The following is a 16,223-nucleotide window of genomic DNA, read 5'->3' as shown; positions in this document are numbered from 1 at the left end:
GCCCGCCGGGCACCCGGGGCGCACTGTGCACCAGGAACGGCGAGCGTCACGGATTCTGCTCACGGGGTGGTTCAGCTTCCCGGACGGGGAGGCGACCGCCGGTGACGTGCTGGCGCTGCACCGCGTGGAGGACGTGCTGCGGCGGTCCGCCCTCCCCTACGACGTCGCCTGGAGCCCCGGTTTCCGGCCCGGCGCGCTGCACCTGGACGACGTGGACGCCGGACGGTACGGGCGGCTGGTGTTCCTGTGCGGTCCGCTGCACGGGCCGCAGGTCGAGGCGTTGCACCGCCGGTTCGCGCACTGTCTGCGCGTCGCCGTGGGCACCTCCGTGATCGATCCGGACGGCCCCGCCGTGACCGGCTTCCATCACGTCATCGCCCGCGACGCCCCGCGTTGCGAGCCGGCCCTGGACCTGGCGGCCCGCGCCCCCGCCCTTCCGGCGCCGCCCGTGGTGGGCGTGGTGCTCACCCATGGGCAGCACGAGTACGGGCGGGCCAGACGCCACGACGTGGTCGCCCGGGAGGTGGGCTCCTGGCTGCACGGCAAGGACTGCGCGCGCGTGGAACTGGAGACCCGGCTCGACGCCCACGACTGGCGGCTGTGCGCCACGCCCGCCCAACTGGAGTCGGTCCTCGCACGGTTGGACCTGGTCGTCACCGACCGGCTGCACGGGATGGTGCTGGCGCTGCGCGCGGGGACGCCCGCGCTGGCCGTGGACCCGGTCGAGGGCGGGGCGAAGGTGACCGCGCAGGCGCGGGCCTGCGGCTGGCCCGCGTTGGTGGCCGCCGAGCGGCTGGACCCGGGGGAACTGGACCGCTGGTGGGACTGGTGCCTGTCCTCCGGTACGGCGGCCGCACGCCGGGTGCGGGACGGCTTCGCCGGGGACGGCACGGGGCGGAGCGGCATCTGCCGGGGAGGCATCGACCGGGAAGGCGCGCGGGACGGTGCGGAAGGGCTCCTGGAGGCGCTGGGGGCGGGCCGCGCCGGTTAGTCCTCCGGCGGCCGGGCACCCGGGATTCGACGCGGCAGCCAGGTCGGTCCCCCCTCGTACGCCCGTAGGAGCAACAGTGTCGACAAGCCGACTCCCCGATCGCGAACAGCGGATCCTCAACGAGATAGAGCGTGCCCTCAGCCGTGACCGGCGCCTGGCGCGGCGCCTGCGCGCGGCGCGCCGTCGCCGCCGGCCGGATCTGTCCCGGGTGGTGGCCTACTCGCCGCGCCCGTGGACCGTCGTCGTACTGCTCGCGGTGGCCGTCGCGCTCATGGCGGCCGGGATCGTCACCTCGCGGCCCGGGGTGATCTGGGCGTTCGCACTGGTGTGGCCGGTGAGCCTGTACGCCGCCTTCCGGCTGCTGTGCCGCTGGTCGGGGTCGGCGGGGCACTGAGCGTTTGTCCAGGGAGACGGAGGGGACCCGCGGGGCAGGAGGTGATCGTCGTGCCCGAGCCCGGAAGCAAGAAGTACGACACCAAGCGCGCCCGTGCCCGCAAGGAGGCCGAGCGGTCCGGGATCTCCGACCAGGACGCCAACGACGCCGCGAACGCGGAGCTCCAGCAGGACCCGAAGTTCCGCAGCAGCGGCCCGCGCACGGAGCGCGGCCGGGGCCCGAAGGGCGAACGCCCAGGCAGCACCGGCTGACCGACTGGCCGGCTGATCGACCGGTCTTCCGAACTGATTCTTCCGAAGTGATCACAGGCCCCGTCGCATTTCCGGCGGGGCCCGACGCGCTCAGCCCTCAGCCCTCACCCGGTGTAGCGGCGGGCCGTGGAACGCCGCTGGCTGTCCTCCAGGAGCCGGAGCCGCCCCTCCACCTCGGGCGGCAGCACGCGGCGCTCGCGCAGGACCCACGGCAGTGCCGCGCCCGCCTCGGCGAAGGCGCGCAGCGAGGCGGTGTCGCGCGGCACGGTGCGCGCCAGGTGCAGGGTACGGCGCAGGGCGGGCCGGGCCGGCCGGCGCAGCCAGGTGAACCACAGGGTGTTGCGGATGCCGTCCCGGCGGCGGCGCCTGGAGTCCCTCGCCACCGACGGATGGTGATGGATCGTCAGGTCTTCCGCGTACGTGAGCCACCAGCCGTCCGCGGCCAGGTCGGCGGCGAGCAGTTCCTCCTCACCGCCCAGCCACAGGCGCGGGTTGAAGCCGCCCGCGCGGCGGAAGGCGTCGGTGCGCAGCACGGTGGCCGCGGCGAGGAAGGAGCCGAGGGCGGGGCCGGGGAGCCAACGCGGGCCGGGAACGGGTGAGTTGCGCAGCTCCTCGACGATCGGGTCCTCGGTGCCGTCCGGTTCGACGACGATGCGGGCGGTGACCGCGCCCAGCGCGGCGTGCCGGTCGAGGAGGTCGGCGGCGCCGGACAGGGCGCCGGGGGCCCACCAGGAGTCGTCGTCGCAGAAGGCGACGTACGGCGTGCGCACGCGGCGGACGGCGAGGTTGCGGCCGACGGCGCCCAGGTTGCGGCCGGGGCGCAGCAGCCGTACGTGCGGGTGGTGGCGGGCCACGGCGGCGGAGGTGCCGTCGGTGGAGCCGTTGTCGGTGACGAACACCTCGGGGTGTTCGGGGAGTTCGGCGAGGCGGTCCAGGGTGCGCAGGAGTTCGGGGCGCCGATTGTGGGTGATCACCACGACGGTGGTGCGGGGGTCGGTCATGTGCGGGCCTCCGGGCGGGCGCCGTCCAGGAGGCGGGCGGCGTTCTCGACGTGCGGGGGGAGGGGGCGGCGGGCGCGGACGGCGGCCGGCAGGCGGGCCAGGGCGCCGCGGAGGGCGGCCCGGGCGTGCGGGTCGCGGCGGGCCTCGGCGGTCAGGTCGCGGGTGCGGGCGAGGGCGAGCGGCAGGGGGCGGCGCAGCCAGGTGGTGAGCAGTTCGTTGCGGCGCTGCACGGCGGGGCGGCCGGTGCGGGGGGCGGGCGCCGGATGGTGGTGGGCGGTCACCTCGGGGCAGTGGGTGACGCCCCAGCCGCGGGCGGCGAGGTCGTAGGCGAGCAGGGTCTCCTCGCCGCCGAAGAACAGCACCGGGTGGAAGCCGCCGGCGTCCAGGTAGGCGGTGCGGCGGGTGACCGAGGCGCAGGCGAGGAAGCCCAGTACCTGGGTGCCGGGCAGGTCGGTGGCGGTGCCGAGGGGCGAGTCGGCGAGGAGCTTGTCGAGCGGGTCGGGTTCCTCTTCGGGGCCGACGAGGGTGTGGGCGGCGAGCAGGCCGAGCCGCGGGTGCTCGTCGAAGAGGCGGGCGGCCCGGGCGAGGGCGCCGGGCGCCCACCAGGAGTCGTCGTCGCTGAAGGCCACGTAGGGGGTGGTCAGGGCGCGGACCCCGTCGGTGCGGGCGAGGGCGCCGCGGTTGACGGGCAGGGCGAGCACGCGGACCTCGGGGAAGTCGCGGGCGAGCATCGCGCGGGTGCCGTCGGTGGAGGCGTTGTCGGCGACGACGATCTCGGGGCGTTCGGGGAGGGCGAGCAGGTGGCGGAGGGTGACGGCCAGGCTGGCGCGGCGGTCGCGGGTGGCGATGACCACGCCGACGGGTGAGCGTTCCATGGTGCGGGTCCCCATCGTGTCGGCGGCATGTGTCGGTCGGCGGACGCACGGCGGGTACGTCAGCGGGGCGGTGGCGGCCCGGGGAGCGCGTCGAGGGCGTCGACGACCTCCTCGGGGGTGATCCGCAGGAGTGCGGGGTCGGGGCGGCGGCCGTGCGGGTCTCCCTCGGTGCCGTGCCACAGGGCGCGGTGGCGGGGTTCGTCCGGGGGCGGACCCCAGCGGCTGGGCGGGACCGGGCCGCACAGGGTCACCGAGGGGGTGCCGTGGGCGACGGCGAGGTGGGCGATGCCGGTGTCGCCGCTGACGACGGCGCGGGCGCCGGCGACCAGGGCGGAGAACCGGTCGTGGGGAAGGCCGCCGCCGAACACGTCGGTGTCGGGCAGCCCGGCGCGCTTGGCGAGGGTGGCGACGAGGTCGCCCTCGTCCGCTCCCCCGGTGACGACGACGCGGTGCCCGCGGGCGAGCAGGGTCCCGGCCACGGCCGCGAACCGGTCCACGGGCCAGCGGCGGGCCGGTGATCCGGCGCCGGGGTGCAGGACGACCGCGCCGGGCGCCGGGGAGGGGCCGGGCGGCCGGGGCAGGCGGAGGTCGGTGGGGTCGGCGTCGACGCCGTACCAGCGCAGCAGGCGGCACCAGCGGTCCCGTTCGTGCTCCTCGGCGTACCACGGCGGGCCCTCGATCTCCGGCGTCCCCGGGTGCGCGAAGGCGAACAGCCGGCCGGGGCCGAGGTCCGCGAGCAGCCGGTGGCTGGGCGGCCCGTTGCCGTGCAGGTCGACGGCGACTTCCGGCGCCGGCCCGGTCCAGTCGAGGCCGCCCGGCACGGCACGGCCGGGCGCGGACGCGGGCAGCAGCCGGTCCACCGCTCCGGTCGCCGCGGCCAGCGGCTCCAGCTCGGCGGGAGCGGCCAGCACCACCTCGTGCCCGGGAAACCCCCGCCGCAGCGCCCGCAACGCCGGAATCCCGGCAAGCAGATCCCCGAGCCCCAGAGCCCGCAACACCAGCACCCGGGGCCGCCGCCCCCCGGTCGCGGTCCCCGGCGTCTTGGGCAGACGCCGAGCGCCGCCGGCCGGGGACCGGCCCGACCCGGGCCCACCGGCTTCGCGGTCGCGGCCCGGTGCCGTCGGGCGGGGCGCCGGACGCCCCGGCGTGCGCGGCGATGCGGCCATCGGAAGTCCCGCGCCCCCGCGCCGGCCGTCCGCACGGCCGCCGTCCGCGCGGCCGCCGGTCACTGCGGACGTCCGGTCCGGCAGGACATGAGGCCCGCCGGGCGGGGCCGGCAGGCGCCCCGTTCCCCCGGACACCGCGCCCGCCGGGCGGGTGCCCCCTTCGCCCACCGGTCCCTCCCCCGCCGGTCCCTCGCCGGGCTCGTGGACGCGGAGACGTGCGGGCGAGCCGGGCGCGGGGCGCTTGGGGAGACGCGCCGGCGCCGTCATCGGGCGCCCTCCGCCGCCCTCGCCAGGAGGGCCGTGGACGAGTGGCCGTCCAGGTACGGGAGGAGGACCGCCTGGCCGCCCCATTCCTCCAGGAGGCTCGCTTCGGGGAGGTCGGCGCCGGCGTAGTCGCCGCCCTTGACCCAGACGTCCGGGCGGAGTTCGGCGAGGAGGCGTTCGGGGGTGTCCTCGTCGAAGACGGCGACGGCGTCCACGCAGGCGAGCGCGCGCAGCACGCGGATACGGTCGGCCAGCGGGTTGACGGGCCGGCCCTCGCCCTTGCGGCGCCGCACGGAGGCGTCGGAGTTGACGCAGACGACCAGGCAGTCGCCGATCCGCCGGGCGGCCTGGAGCAGGCCCACGTGCCCGGCGTGCAGCAGGTCGAAGCAGCCGCCCGCGGCGACCACCGTGCCGCCGCCGGCCCGTACCCGGGCGACGAGGGCGGCCGGGTCGTCGCCGGGCGGCCGGGTGTCGCCGGCGGGCGCGGTGCCGAGCAGTCCGCCCGCTCCCCCGGCTCCGACGAAGGCGGTCGCCGCGGTGACGGCGCCCTCCACGGCCTCCCCGACCAGCGCGCCGTCGGCCAGCAGGCCGGCCGCGGTGGCGGCGAAGCGGTCGCCCGCGCCGCACGGGTCGCCCTGGTGGGCGGCGGTCACGGGCACCAGCAGCGGGTGCTCGCCGTAGGACAGCAGCGCGCCGCGCGCGCCGAGGGTGACCGTGACGGCGGCGACGCGCCAGTGCCGTACGAGGGCGCAGGCCTCGTGGGCGACGGAGCGCAGTTCGTTGCCGGGGCCGCCGGGGGCCGCCCGGTCCTCGGCGTCGCCGCGCTCGGCGGCCAGGGCGGCCGCGAAGCCGTGGGCCTCGGCGCGGGCCGGGGTGACCAGGCGGGTGCCGGGCGCCGGGGGGCCGCCGCGTGGGTGGGGGTCCCACACCGCCGGGGGGCGGCGGCGCAGTTCGTCGCGCAGGGCGTCCGCCGTGCCGCGGCCGTAGTCGGAGACGAGGACGGCGGAGGCGGAGGCCAGCGCGGCGCGCGCCTCGGCGGTGGCCTCGCGGGCGCGGCCGCCGCCCCGGTCGAGGCGGACGACCGGGCGGCCGCGGGCCAGGACGCGGGTCTTCTCCGGCAGTTCGCCCGTCATCGGCAGCGGGACGAGCCGCAGCCAGGGCTCGAGGAGCCGGCGCAGCTCGCGGGCGGCCGGGCCGTCGTCGAGGCCGGTGATCAGGGTGACGTCGCGGCCGTCGCGGGCGGCGAGGTACGCGGCGAGGGCGGCGCCGCCCGGCCGCAGCCGCTCGTCGCAGTCGGCCACGACCGGTACGGGCGCGTCGGGCGCGAGCCGGTCCGCGTGTCCGGTGAGGTCGCGGTCCAGCAGGGCGTCGCCGACCACGACGAGGGGTGCCTTGCCCGTCATGTCACCTCCCGCCCTGCTCGAGGGCCGCGTCGAAGGCCGCGCACACCATGTGCACGGCGACCAGGTGGAGTTCCTGCACGGTGGCGGTGGAGGCCCCGGCCACGCACAGCGCCTCGTCGCTGCCCGCGCTGAGCGGGTTGGGCGCCGGTCCGGTCAGCGCCCACACGCGCATGCCGGCGGCGCGTCCGGCGTCGGCGGCGGAGAGCAGGTTGGCGCTGGCGCCGCTGGTGGACAGCAGCATCAGCACGTCGCCGCGGCGGCCGTGGGCGCGCACTTGGCGGGCGAAAACCTCGTCCACGCCGTAGTCGTTGGCGATGGCGGTGGTGCTGGAGGTGTCGGCGTGCAGGGCGATCGCGGAGAACGGGGGGCGGTCGTCGCGGTAGCGGCCGACGAGTTCGGCGGTCAGGTGCTGGGCCTGGGCGGCGCTGCCGCCGTTGCCCGCGGCGAGCATCCGCCCGCCGCCGCCGAGCACGGCGGCCAGCCGCTCCCCCCACCGCTGGGTGATGTGTGCGGAGCCGCGGAACTGGCCGAGGGCGGCGAGGAGTTCGTCGCAGTGGCCGGTGACGGCCGGTGTGTCGACGCTCATGACGTCACCTCCGGAGGTTCAGGGGACGGCGGACCGGGTGGCCGGTTCGGGCGCGCATCAGGCCACCTCCGGCTTCAGTTCGCGCTCTGCGGTGACCCGCCGGTAGACCTGTTCGGCGCCGTCGGCGACGCGCCGCCAGGTGAAGCGGGCGAGGACGCGTTCGCGTCCCGCGGTGCCGTAGCGGCGGCGGGTGCGGTCGCTGCCGAGCAGTTCGCGGGCGGCGGCGGCGATCGCCCCGGGGTCGCCCTCGGGGACGAGCCGGCCGGTGCGCCCGTCGGCGACCGAGTCGCGGTGGCCGCCCACGTCGGTGGCGACGACGGGCACCCCGCACGCCATGGCCTCCAGCGGCACGATGCCGAAGGGCTCGTACGTCGGTGTGCACAGCACGAGGTCGCTGCTGCGCATCAGCGCGGGCATCCGCCGCGGGTCGACGGCGCCCAGCAGCCGTACCCGGTCGCCGACGCCCTCCTCGTCGGCGAGTCGCAGCAGCCGTTCCGCCTCGGGCTCGGTGTGCAGGAGTTCGGCGGGCGGGCCGCCGGCGACGAGGAGTTCGGCGTGCGGGATCCGGGTCAGGGCGCGGATGGCCTGGTCGTAGCCCTTGCGGCGGACCAGCCGGCCGCAGGCGAGCAGCCGGTGCCGCTGTTCCCGCGCGGGCACGCCCAAGTCCTCGCGCAAGGCGCCGGGGTGGAAGTGGCCGGCGTCGACGCCGCAGGGCACGACGGAGACGTGGTTCGGGGAGATGCCCATGGCGGCGAGTTCGTGCACCTCGTCGCCGCAGGTGGCCAGCACGCGTTCGCAGGTGCGGCCGATCTGCCGCTCGATGCCGATGCGCTCGCGCGGGCTGGTGTCCTCGCGGCCCTGGTGGCGGCGCTTGACGGTGCCGAGCGCGTGGAAGGTCTGGATGACGGGGATGCCGTGCGGGCCGGCGCCGAGCAGGGAGGCCATGCCGGACATCCAGAAGTGGGCGTGCACGACGTCGGGCGGCTCGCGGCGCCAGACGCGCGCCAGGTACGCGCCGAAGGACGGCATGTGCGCGAACAGGGCGTCCTTGGGGATGGCTTCGGGCGGTCCGGCGGGCACGTGCTCGACCACCGCGCCGCCGGGCAGCGGCACGCGGTCGGGCAGTTCGGCGCTGTCCCGGCGGGTGTAGACGGTGACGTCGTGTCCGCGCCGCGCCAGCTCTTCGGTGAGGCGGGCGACGTACACGTTCTGGCCACCGGCGTCGACCCCGCCGAGCGCGGCGAGCGGGCTCGCGTGCTCGGACACCATGGCGATCCTCATCGGGTCACCTCCTTGAGCAGCCGCTCCCAGTCGTCCAGGAAGCGGGCGAGGCCGTAGCGGGCGAGCGCGGCGGCCCGTGCTCCCTCGCCGGCCGCGCGGGCGTGCAGCGGGTCGGCGACGAAGTCCCGTACGGCGTCGGTCAGTACATCGATCCGGTTGGAGACCACCCCGGCGCCCGGGGGCACCGCCTCGGTGACCTCGGTGGTGGCGAGGGCGACCACGGGCATGCCCAGGTGCATGGCCTCCAGCAGGGACAGTCCGAGGGAGGTCCAGCGGACGGGGTGGAGGTAGAGGCGGCGCCTGGCCATGGCCGAGTGGAGGTCCTTCTGGACGAGTTCGTGGGTGCGGCACCGCTCGGGCGGCAGGCCGAGGTGGCCGGCGAGGCCGTCCGTGCCCATGCCGAAGACGTCCAGCGGGGCGGCCCGCGCGAACGCCGGCAGCAGGTCGGTGCCCGTGGTACGGCCGCGCCGCACGGGCTCGTTGACGACGACGGCCGCGTGGGGCAGTTCGCCGGTCCACAGCGGGCCGGGGTCGACGATGCCGTGCTCGATGACGGCGGTCTCGGCGCCTCCGGCGTCCCACATCAGCCGGTTGAAGTGGGTGACGTGCACCAGCGGGATGCCGCCGGGGAGTTCGGCGACGGGGTGCCGGGTGTCGGGCACGTTCCCGTGCGGGGCGTTGTGCTCCAGGTAGACCATCGGCGGGCGGCGGCCCAGCCATCGGCGTACGAGGTCGTACTCGTGCGGGCGTTGCAGCACGACGAGGTCGATGTCCGCCTCGCGCAGCCGCTCGGGCGGGAGTTCGGTCACCGAGTCGGGCCAGTCGAAGGTGCGGGCGCGGCCGAGGCCGTCGGGTCCGCGGTCGGGGGTGACGGGGACGATGTAGGTGTGCGGGCCCTGGACGAAAGCGGTCGTCCAGGAGCCGTGCACGTGCCAGATGAGGATCCTCACGCCTGCATCACCTTCTCCACGGCGGCGAGCACGTCATGTGCGGTCACCGACTCAAGGCAGGGGTGTCCGGGCACCGGGCAGTTCCGGGCGCGGCTGTCGGCGCACGGCGCCTTCTGGTCGCCGAGCAGTACGTAGGGCACGCCGTAGGGGCGCCAGCGTTCGGCGGGCACGACCGGCGCGAACAGGGAGACGACCGGGGTGCCGACGGCGGCGGCCAGGTGCGCGGGGCCGGTGTTGCCGGTGACGACCGCGCGGGCGCCGGCCAGTACCCCGGCCAGTTCGGGGGCTCCGGTGCGGCCGCCGAGGTCGAGGCCGTGGGCGCCGGCCACGCGTGCGGTCAGGTCCCTCTCGCCGCGGCCCCCGGTGACCACCACGCGGTGTCCGGCCGCGGTGAGTTCGCGTACGGCCTGGGCGCAGCGTCCGGGGCTCCAGGCGCGGGCCGGGACGCTCGCGCCTGGGTGCACCACGAGGTAGGGCTCCGGGCCGGTGAGCGCGGAGGTGGCGGGCGGGGGCAGCACGCGCAGCCGGGTGTCGTCGGGGCGGGGGAATCCGGCGGCCTCGGCGAGGTCGAGGGCGGCCTCGGCCTCGTGGGCGTGCGGGGCGCGCTGGTGGCGTACGTCGAGCAGGGAGCCGGGGTAGTCCACGCTGTCCGCGGCGATGCGGCGGACGCCGGCCAGGCGCAGCAGCAGGGCGGTGGGCAGCGGTGACTGGTGGAAGGAGGTGAGGACGAGGGCGGTGTCGGCGTCGACGGCGGCGAGGAGGGCGTCGATCTCCGCCCGGTTCACGGGCGGCGGCTCGAACCCGGCCCAGGGCGCGTCCCACACGAGGATGTCGTCCACGCCGGGCAGCAGCCGCGCGGCGGGCTCGCCGCGCGGTCCGCACAGCAGGGTGACGTGGCCGGCGCGGGCGGCGACGGCACGGACGGCGGGCCCGGCGAGGAGCACGTCGCCGAAGCTGTCGAGCCGGGTGACCAGGGCCTTCATCGGGGCCTCCGGGCGGCCGCGCCGGGTGCGGGCGGGGTGCCGCCGGCGAAGGCGGCCTCGGCGGGGCGTTCGTCGGCGAGGACGCGGCCCCGGGGCGGGCCGGCCAGGATCGCGCGGACGGCGGTGGTCAGGTCGGGGGCCACGTGCTCGGCGCGGGCGGTCTCCTCGGGGCGGGTGACCGGGGTGGGGACGAGGATGCCGTGGGCTCCGGCGCGGCGGGCGGCCTCCATGTCGGCGCCGATGTCGCCGACCACGACGATGCCGGCGGGTTCGGCGCACAGCCGGCCGGCCGCCCACTGGATCATTCCGGGTGCGGGTTTGCGGCAGTGGCAGCCGTCGCCGGGTCCGTGCGGGCAGACGGCCCACACGTCGAAGGGGCCGAGCAGCGCGTCGACGCGTTCGTTGACGCGGCGTACGTCGGCCGCGGTGATCAGGCCGCGCGCGATCCCCGACTGGTTGGTGACCACGCCGGTGCGGATGCCCCGCGCCCGCAGCAGCCGCACGGCCTCGCGGGCGCCGTCGACGGGGCGTACGAGGTCCGGGTCGCCGTTGTAGGGGACGTCCTCGACGAGGGTGCCGTCGCGGTCGAACAGCACGGCGCGCACGGGGCGCCGGGGGCGGCTCGCGGCGCCGCCTCCTGCCGGGCGGGGGCGGTTCACGGCGCCACCTCCTGCCAGGCGGGGGCGCTCCGGTGGCGCCACCGTCCGCTGAGCCAGTGCCAGCTGGCGGCGGGCGGGATGAGCACGCTGGTGGCGGCCATGGTGGTGACCTCCTCCCGGGTGCGCGGTCCGGGCGCGATGCGCGCCCAGGCGAACTCGGCAGTGCCGGCCGCCCAGCCGAGCGCGGCGAGCGCGGCGGCCCGGCGGTGCCCGGTCAGCGCGAGCGCGCAGGCGGCGGCGCCGGCGGCGGTGACCGCGAGGTGGGCGCGGATGCGGCCGCGCGGGGCGACCGCCTTCTGCCACCAGTCGGGGCCGTGCAGGCGCAGCATGAGCGCGTCGTCGGCGTTGCCGCGCTGGGCGCGCAGGGACACCCAGCGGTCGGCCGGGCGGACGGGGTGCCGGGTGGTGCGGCGGCCCTGGCGGATGCGCCAGCCGGCGTCGAGGACGCGCAGCGCGAGGTCGGCGTCCTCGCGGAAGGCGCGGCGGAAGCGTTCGTCGAAGCCGGCGACCTGCTTGAGGGTCTCGGTGCGGTACGCCATGTCGGCGGTGATCCAGCGGGCGCGGGCCAGGCCCGCGGTGCCGCGCTCCCAGTCGGTGGGGCGGCGCTCGCCGGGCAGGGGAACGGCGATGACGCCCTGGACGGCCCCGGTGTCGGGGCTCGCCTCGGCGAGGTCCTGGGCGAGCTGGTCGCACCAGTGGGGGCCGACCTGCACGTCGTCGTCGAGGAAGGCGACCCAGCCGGTGGTGACCGCGCGCAGCCCGGTGTTGCGGGCGGCGGCGGGTCCGCGGCCGCCGCTGGTGAGCACGGTGGCGCGGGCGCGCAGGTCGCCGAGCACGCTCAACGGGTGCTCCAGGTCGGCCGGTTCGGGCTCGGGCCGGTCGTCGACGAGGACGATCTCCTCGGGCCCGGGTCCGTGCGCGGCGGCGAGCGCGGCCAGGCAGTCGGCCAGCGTGTCCCGCGCCAGGGTGGGGATCACCACGGCGTAGGCGGGCCCGGCGGCGGGGCTGCTCATGCGTACGCCCTTCCCCTGCGCACCGCGTACGGGCCGATCGCCAGCAGGTCGACGGGCGCGGATCCGAAGCACTCCAGCGCGTCGCGGGGGTCGTCGACCATGGGCCGGCCGGCGGTGTTGAGGCTGGTGTTGACGACGACGGGCAGTCCGGTGCGCCGCTCGAAGCCGCGCAGCATCGCCGCGACCAGGGGTTCCTGCCGCTCGTCGACGGTCTGGATGCGGGCGGTGCCGTCGACGTGCACCACGGCGGGGATGCGCTCGCGCCAGTCGCGGTGGACGTCGTGCACGAACAGCATGTACGGGCTCGGGACCGGTCCCTCGAACAGTTCGTGCGCGCGCTCGGCGAGGACCATGGGGGCGACCGGCCGGAACTCCTCGCGGCCCTTGACCCGGTTGAGCCGTTCCAGGTTCTCGGCGCGGCCCGGGTGGGCGAGCAGGGAGCGGTGGCCGAGGGCGCGCGGCCCGTACTCGCTGCGGCCCTGGAACCAGGCGACCACGCCGTCGCGGGCCAGTTCCTCGGCGACCGTCTCGGCGATGTCGTCGGGCCGCTCGTACGGTACGGCGGCCTCCTCCAGCCAGGCGCGCAGTTCGTCGTCGCTCCAGCCGCGGCCGAGGTCGGCGCCGGGCATGGGCGCGGGCACGTTGCCCTCGCTCGCGGCGAGGTAGAGGGCGCCGCCGAGGGCGGTGCCGGCGTCACCGGCGGCGGGCTGCACCCAGACGTGCCGGTACGGGCCCAGCGCGGCGATCTTGGAGTTGGCGACGCAGTTGAGGGCGACGCCGCCGGCCATGGCGAGGGCCTCGCCGCCGGCCTCGCGGTGCAGCCAGTGGACGAGTTCGAGCAGGACCTCCTCCAGTACGGCCTGGCAGCTGGCCGCGAGGTCGGCGTGCTCCTGGGTCCACGGCTCGTGCTTGCCGCGCGGCGTGGCGAGGGCGGCCCAGTCGACGCCGTGGGCGCGGAAGCCGCCGTCGCCGGTGGGGTGGACGTACTGGCGCAGCCGGGGCAGGAAGCGGGGCTTGCCGTAGGAGGCGAGCGCCATGACCTTGTACTCGTCGCTGCTGCGCAGGAAGCCGAGGTGTTCGGTGAGTTCCTCGTAGACCAGGCCGAGGGAGTCGGGCAGGGCCTGCGCGGCGAGGGTGTCGAGCTTGCCGTCGTGGAAGCGGCCCGCGAGGTGGGAGGCGGCCTCGCCGCGGCCGTCCAGGACGAGGACGGCGCTGTCGGGGTGCGGGGAGGCGGGCCCGGCGGAGGCGGCGTGCGCCACGTGGTGGGGGACGAACACGACCTTGGCCGGGTCAAGGCCGGGCAGCGCCTCGGCGAGGAACTCGGGGGCGCGGCTCGCGTACTCCAGGCGCAGCGGGTCCCAGGGGTCGTTCAGGCCCATGTCGGCGGCGGGCCGGGCGAGGGCCGGGTCGAAGGAGTAGGTGACCGCGTCGAGCTCGTCGGCGCGCAGTCCGGCGTGTTCCAGGCACCAGCGGGCGGACAGTTCCGGCAGTTCCCACGCGGAGAAGGGCACCGGGCGCTTGCCGTGCTTGCGGCGGCTGAAGCGCTCCTCCTCCCCGGCCGCGACCGTCCTGCCGTCGACGACGAGGGCGGCGGCCGGGTCGTGGAACAGGGCGTTGATTCCAAGGATGCGCATGGGGTGGGCTCCGTCCCGTTCGGCTGCTGCGGTGCGGGTGGGACCGGTCGGTGCCGGTGGGTGCCACGGGCTTCTGGGTGCCGCGTCCCAGCTGTCTCAAACACGTGAAGACAACTGGCCCCGAAAAAGGCAGACTTTTCCCCCTATGTCATTTCTTAGTCACCCTGCGTGAGACGCACTGGCCAGGGCGGCGCAGTACGGTTCAGGACACCGCGGTCGACCGCCGCCGGGGGCGTACGCCGCCTGGTGAGCGGCCCACGCGGCGACCGGTCTGCGCGGCGACCGGCCTACGCGGCGACGGCGCGGGTGAACCAGCCGATGGTGCGCTCCAGCCCCTGCGACCAGGGGACGCGCGGCTGCCAGCCGAGCCGCTCGCGGGCGAGCCGGGTGTCGGGCCTGCGCCGGCAGGGGTCGTCCGCGGGGCGGTCGACGAAGCGGATGCGGGAGGCGGAGCCGGTCAGGTCGACGATCCGGCGGGCCAGCTCCAGCATGGTGATCTCGTCGGTGCCGCCGATGTTGACCGGGCCGTCCTCGCCGGAGGCGGCCAGGGCGAGGATGCCGTCGACCGTGTCGTCGACGTAGCACAGGGAGCGGGTCTGGCTGCCGTCGCCGGCGACGGTGAGCGGCATTCCGTCCAGCGCCTGCGCGATGAAGGTGGGTACGGCCCGGCCGTCCCCGGTGCGCATGCGGGGGCCGTAGGTGTTGAAGATGCGCACGATGGCCGCGTCGGTGCGGTGGACCTTGCGGTGCGCGGTGACCAGGGCCTCGGCGAAGCGCTTGGACTCGTCGTAGACGCTGCGCGGGCCGACGGGGTTGACGTTGCCCCAGTAGTCCTCGCGCTGCGGGTGCTCCAGCGGGTCGCCGTACACCTCGGAGGTGGAGGCGAGCAGGAAGCGGGCGCCGTCGGCGCGGGCCCGCTCCAGCGCGTTGCGGGTGCCGTCGCTGCCGGCCCCGAGGGTCTCCAGGGGCAGGCGCAGGTAGTCGGCGGGCGAGGCGGGGCAGGCGAGGTGCAGGACCAGGTCGAAGCGTCCGGGCAGCCCGCGCACGGCGTCGGCGTCGGTGGCGTCGGCGCGTACGAAGCGGAAGCCGCGGTGCTGTTCGAGTTCGGCGACGTTGGCGTGCGAGCCGGTGGCCAGGTTGTCCAGGCACACGACGCCGGTCCCGGCGTCGAGCAGCCGCGCGCACAGATGGGATCCCACGAAGCCGGCTCCGCCGGTCACCAGGGCCCGGCGCCAGGTGCGTCCGCTCACGGGACTCTCCTCCCTCTCGCCTTCACTTGCGTGTCGGCTTGAGTAACCCCGTGGCGGCCGGGCACACATCGGGGCCAACCATGCCCGAACGGGATCGATCACCTGTCCGTCGAGCACGTTTTCGACACCCGTGCACAACGCACCCGTACGCCCTGCATAGAGTCCCCCGCATGCCTTCTGCGACCAGGAAGACGAAGACGAGGGGGCCGGGCGCGGGGGTCCGGCGGGGGCTGCGCGCGGCCGGGGCGCTGGCGGCGGCCGCGTGCCTGACCCTGACACTGTCCGGCTGCGGCCACGGGGACGCGATACGGCCGAGCTCCGCGCGGGCCCGGGCGGCGGACGCGCCCGCCCGGTTCGGCACCGTCGACTGCCGTCAGGCCAAGTGCATCGCGCTGACCTTCGACGCCGGACCGAGCGAGAACTCCGCCCGGCTGCTGGACATCCTCAAGCGGAAGCAGGTCCCGGCGACCTTCTTCCTGCTGGGCGCGCGGCACATCGACAAGTACCCCGAACTGGTGCGGCGGATGGCGGCCGAGGGCCACGAAGTGGCCAGCCACACCTGGGACCACGAGATCCTCACCCGGATCCCCCCGGCGCGGATACGCGACGAACTCGGCCGCACCAACGACGCGATAGAGCGCCTGACCGGGCACAAGCCGACCCTGATGCGCCCGCCGCAGGGCCGTACCGACTCCACCGTGCACGGCATCTGCAAGGAGATGGGTCTGTCCGAGGTGCTGTGGAGCGTGACCGCCAAGGACTACGCCACCACCGACTCCGCGCTGATCACCAGGCGCGTCCTCGACCAGGCGACCCGGGACGGCATCATCCTGCTGCACGACATCTACCAGGGCACCGTGCCGGCCGTGCCCGGCATCATCGACGCCCTCAAGGCGCGCGGCTACGTCTTCGTGACCGTGCCCCAGCTCCTCGCCCCGGGCAGGGCGGAACCGGGCAAGGTGTACCGGCCCTGACGCGCCGTACGGCCACGCGGGTGAGCCGGGTCCGAACGGGCAGGCCACGGCCGCTCGTTGCCTACGATCGAGCCGTGGTCAACTTCTCCCTCGAACGCACCCCGCCGCTGCCCCCCGACGAGGCCTGGCGGCGGCTCACCCGGTGGCAGCGGCACGCCGACGCCGTGCCGCTGACCCGCGTGACCGTTCTCACCCCTGAACCGACCCGTGAGGGCACGCGGTTCGTGGCGCGCACCGCGCTCGGCCCGCTCGGCTTCGACGACCCGATGGAGGTCACCGTGTGGCGCCCGCCGGCCGGCGGCGAGCCGGGCCTGTGCCGGCTGGAGAAGCGCGGCCGGGTCGTCCTGGGCTGGGCCGAGATCGAGGTGCGGACCGGTCCGGGCGGCCGGGCGCGCGTGGTGTGGCGGGAGGAGCTGCGGATCCGCTTCCTGCCGGGCCTCTTCGACCCACTGGTGGCGGGCTCGGCGCGGTCGGTCTTCGGCCGGGCGGTGAACAGGCTGCTGCGGCGCGGCTGAACGACGGATGCCGGCCCCTCACGAGGGCCCCGA

17 protein-coding genes are annotated in these 16,223 nt (G+C 76.4%); 5 read left to right on the top strand and 12 right to left on the bottom strand.

Going from position 1 to position 16,223, the window contains the following annotated elements; genetic code table 11:
* The first annotated feature begins 25 nt into the window (after positions 1-25).
* From IE217_RS18105 to IE217_RS18095, 3 genes are all read left to right on the top strand, one after another.
* Positions 26-991 (top strand): polysaccharide pyruvyl transferase family protein, encoded by a 966-nt coding sequence (locus tag IE217_RS18105; RefSeq protein ID WP_190178930.1) that lies wholly within the window; start codon positions 26-28, stop codon positions 989-991.
* A gap of 76 nt (positions 992-1,067) precedes the next feature.
* Positions 1,068-1,385 carry a DUF3040 domain-containing protein gene (locus tag IE217_RS18100; protein ID WP_190178929.1) on the top strand — a complete coding sequence of 106 codons (318 nt, stop codon included), beginning with the start codon at positions 1,068-1,070 and terminating at the stop codon, positions 1,383-1,385.
* A gap of 50 nt (positions 1,386-1,435) precedes the next feature.
* Positions 1,436-1,636 (top strand): hypothetical protein, encoded by a 201-nt coding sequence (locus tag IE217_RS18095; protein ID WP_190178928.1) that lies wholly within the window; start codon positions 1,436-1,438, stop codon positions 1,634-1,636.
* 104 nt (positions 1,637-1,740) lie between these two features.
* Here IE217_RS18095 and IE217_RS18090 read toward each other — a convergent pair whose 3' ends face one another.
* The 12 genes from IE217_RS18090 to IE217_RS18035 all read right to left on the bottom strand — a co-directional run bounded on the left by IE217_RS18090 (position 1,741) and on the right by IE217_RS18035 (position 14,701).
* The gene (locus IE217_RS18090; RefSeq protein ID WP_190178927.1) at positions 1,741-2,637 is read right to left on the bottom strand and encodes a glycosyltransferase family 2 protein; all 897 of its coding nucleotides are present in this window, start codon (positions 2,635-2,637) and stop codon (positions 1,741-1,743) included.
* Positions 2,634-3,512 (bottom strand): glycosyltransferase family 2 protein, encoded by an 879-nt coding sequence (locus tag IE217_RS18085; protein WP_190178926.1) that lies wholly within the window; start codon positions 3,510-3,512, stop codon positions 2,634-2,636. Before IE217_RS18085 ends, IE217_RS18090 begins: the two co-directional genes overlap by 4 nt.
* A gap of 59 nt (positions 3,513-3,571) precedes the next feature.
* The gene (locus tag IE217_RS18080; RefSeq protein ID WP_190178925.1) at positions 3,572-4,678 is read right to left on the bottom strand and encodes a glycosyltransferase family 9 protein; all 1,107 of its coding nucleotides are present in this window, start codon (positions 4,676-4,678) and stop codon (positions 3,572-3,574) included.
* A gap of 263 nt (positions 4,679-4,941) precedes the next feature.
* On the bottom strand, positions 4,942-6,345 hold the full coding sequence (gene rfaE2 / locus IE217_RS18075) for a D-glycero-beta-D-manno-heptose 1-phosphate adenylyltransferase (protein WP_190178924.1): 1,404 nt from the start codon (positions 6,343-6,345) through the stop codon (positions 4,942-4,944).
* A 1-nt stretch (position 6,346) separates the two neighbouring features.
* Complete coding sequence (locus IE217_RS18070) at positions 6,347-6,931, bottom strand: D-sedoheptulose-7-phosphate isomerase (protein WP_190178923.1); 585 nt, start codon at positions 6,929-6,931, stop codon at positions 6,347-6,349.
* 57 nt (positions 6,932-6,988) lie between these two features.
* Complete coding sequence (locus IE217_RS18065) at positions 6,989-8,212, bottom strand: glycosyltransferase (RefSeq protein ID WP_190178922.1); 1,224 nt, start codon at positions 8,210-8,212, stop codon at positions 6,989-6,991.
* Complete coding sequence (locus IE217_RS18060; RefSeq protein WP_190178921.1) at positions 8,209-9,162, bottom strand: glycosyltransferase; 954 nt, start codon at positions 9,160-9,162, stop codon at positions 8,209-8,211. Before IE217_RS18060 ends, IE217_RS18065 begins: the two co-directional genes overlap by 4 nt.
* On the bottom strand, positions 9,159-10,145 hold the full coding sequence (locus IE217_RS18055) for a glycosyltransferase family 9 protein (RefSeq protein WP_190178920.1): 987 nt from the start codon (positions 10,143-10,145) through the stop codon (positions 9,159-9,161). Before IE217_RS18055 ends, IE217_RS18060 begins: the two co-directional genes overlap by 4 nt.
* Entirely contained in the window at positions 10,142-10,804 is a 663-nt protein-coding gene (locus IE217_RS18050; protein ID WP_190178919.1) for a D-glycero-alpha-D-manno-heptose-1,7-bisphosphate 7-phosphatase, read from the bottom strand. Before IE217_RS18050 ends, IE217_RS18055 begins: the two co-directional genes overlap by 4 nt.
* A complete protein-coding gene (locus IE217_RS18045) occupies positions 10,801-11,817 on the bottom strand; it encodes a glycosyltransferase family 2 protein (RefSeq protein ID WP_190178918.1) in 1,017 nt (338 codons plus the stop codon). The genes IE217_RS18050 and IE217_RS18045 overlap by 4 nt, the downstream gene beginning before the upstream one ends.
* Positions 11,814-13,451: a carbamoyltransferase family protein gene (locus IE217_RS18040; RefSeq protein ID WP_190178917.1), complete on the bottom strand. Its 1,638-nt coding sequence runs from the start codon at positions 13,449-13,451 to the stop codon at positions 11,814-11,816. The genes IE217_RS18045 and IE217_RS18040 overlap by 4 nt, the downstream gene beginning before the upstream one ends.
* A gap of 287 nt (positions 13,452-13,738) precedes the next feature.
* On the bottom strand, positions 13,739-14,701 hold the full coding sequence (locus IE217_RS18035) for an NAD-dependent epimerase/dehydratase family protein (RefSeq protein WP_190178916.1): 963 nt from the start codon (positions 14,699-14,701) through the stop codon (positions 13,739-13,741).
* Positions 14,702-14,871: 170 nt separating this feature from the next.
* On the opposite strand from IE217_RS18035, the gene IE217_RS18030 reads away from it, so the two are divergent.
* Positions 14,872-15,675, top strand: a complete 804-nt coding sequence (locus IE217_RS18030; RefSeq protein WP_190178915.1) for a polysaccharide deacetylase family protein — start codon at positions 14,872-14,874, stop codon at positions 15,673-15,675.
* A 74-nt stretch (positions 15,676-15,749) separates the two neighbouring features.
* A complete protein-coding gene (locus tag IE217_RS18025; RefSeq protein ID WP_190178914.1) occupies positions 15,750-16,190 on the top strand; it encodes an SRPBCC family protein in 441 nt (146 codons plus the stop codon).
* Positions 16,191-16,223 lie beyond the last annotated feature (33 nt).

It is taken from the genome of Streptomyces naganishii JCM 4654 (genome assembly GCF_014650575.1).
Lineage (GTDB): Bacteria > Actinomycetota > Actinomycetes > Streptomycetales > Streptomycetaceae > Streptomyces > Streptomyces naganishii.
The sequence above is the reverse complement of the archived record's forward strand: the minus strand, read 5'-3'. Positions and strand labels throughout refer to the sequence as shown.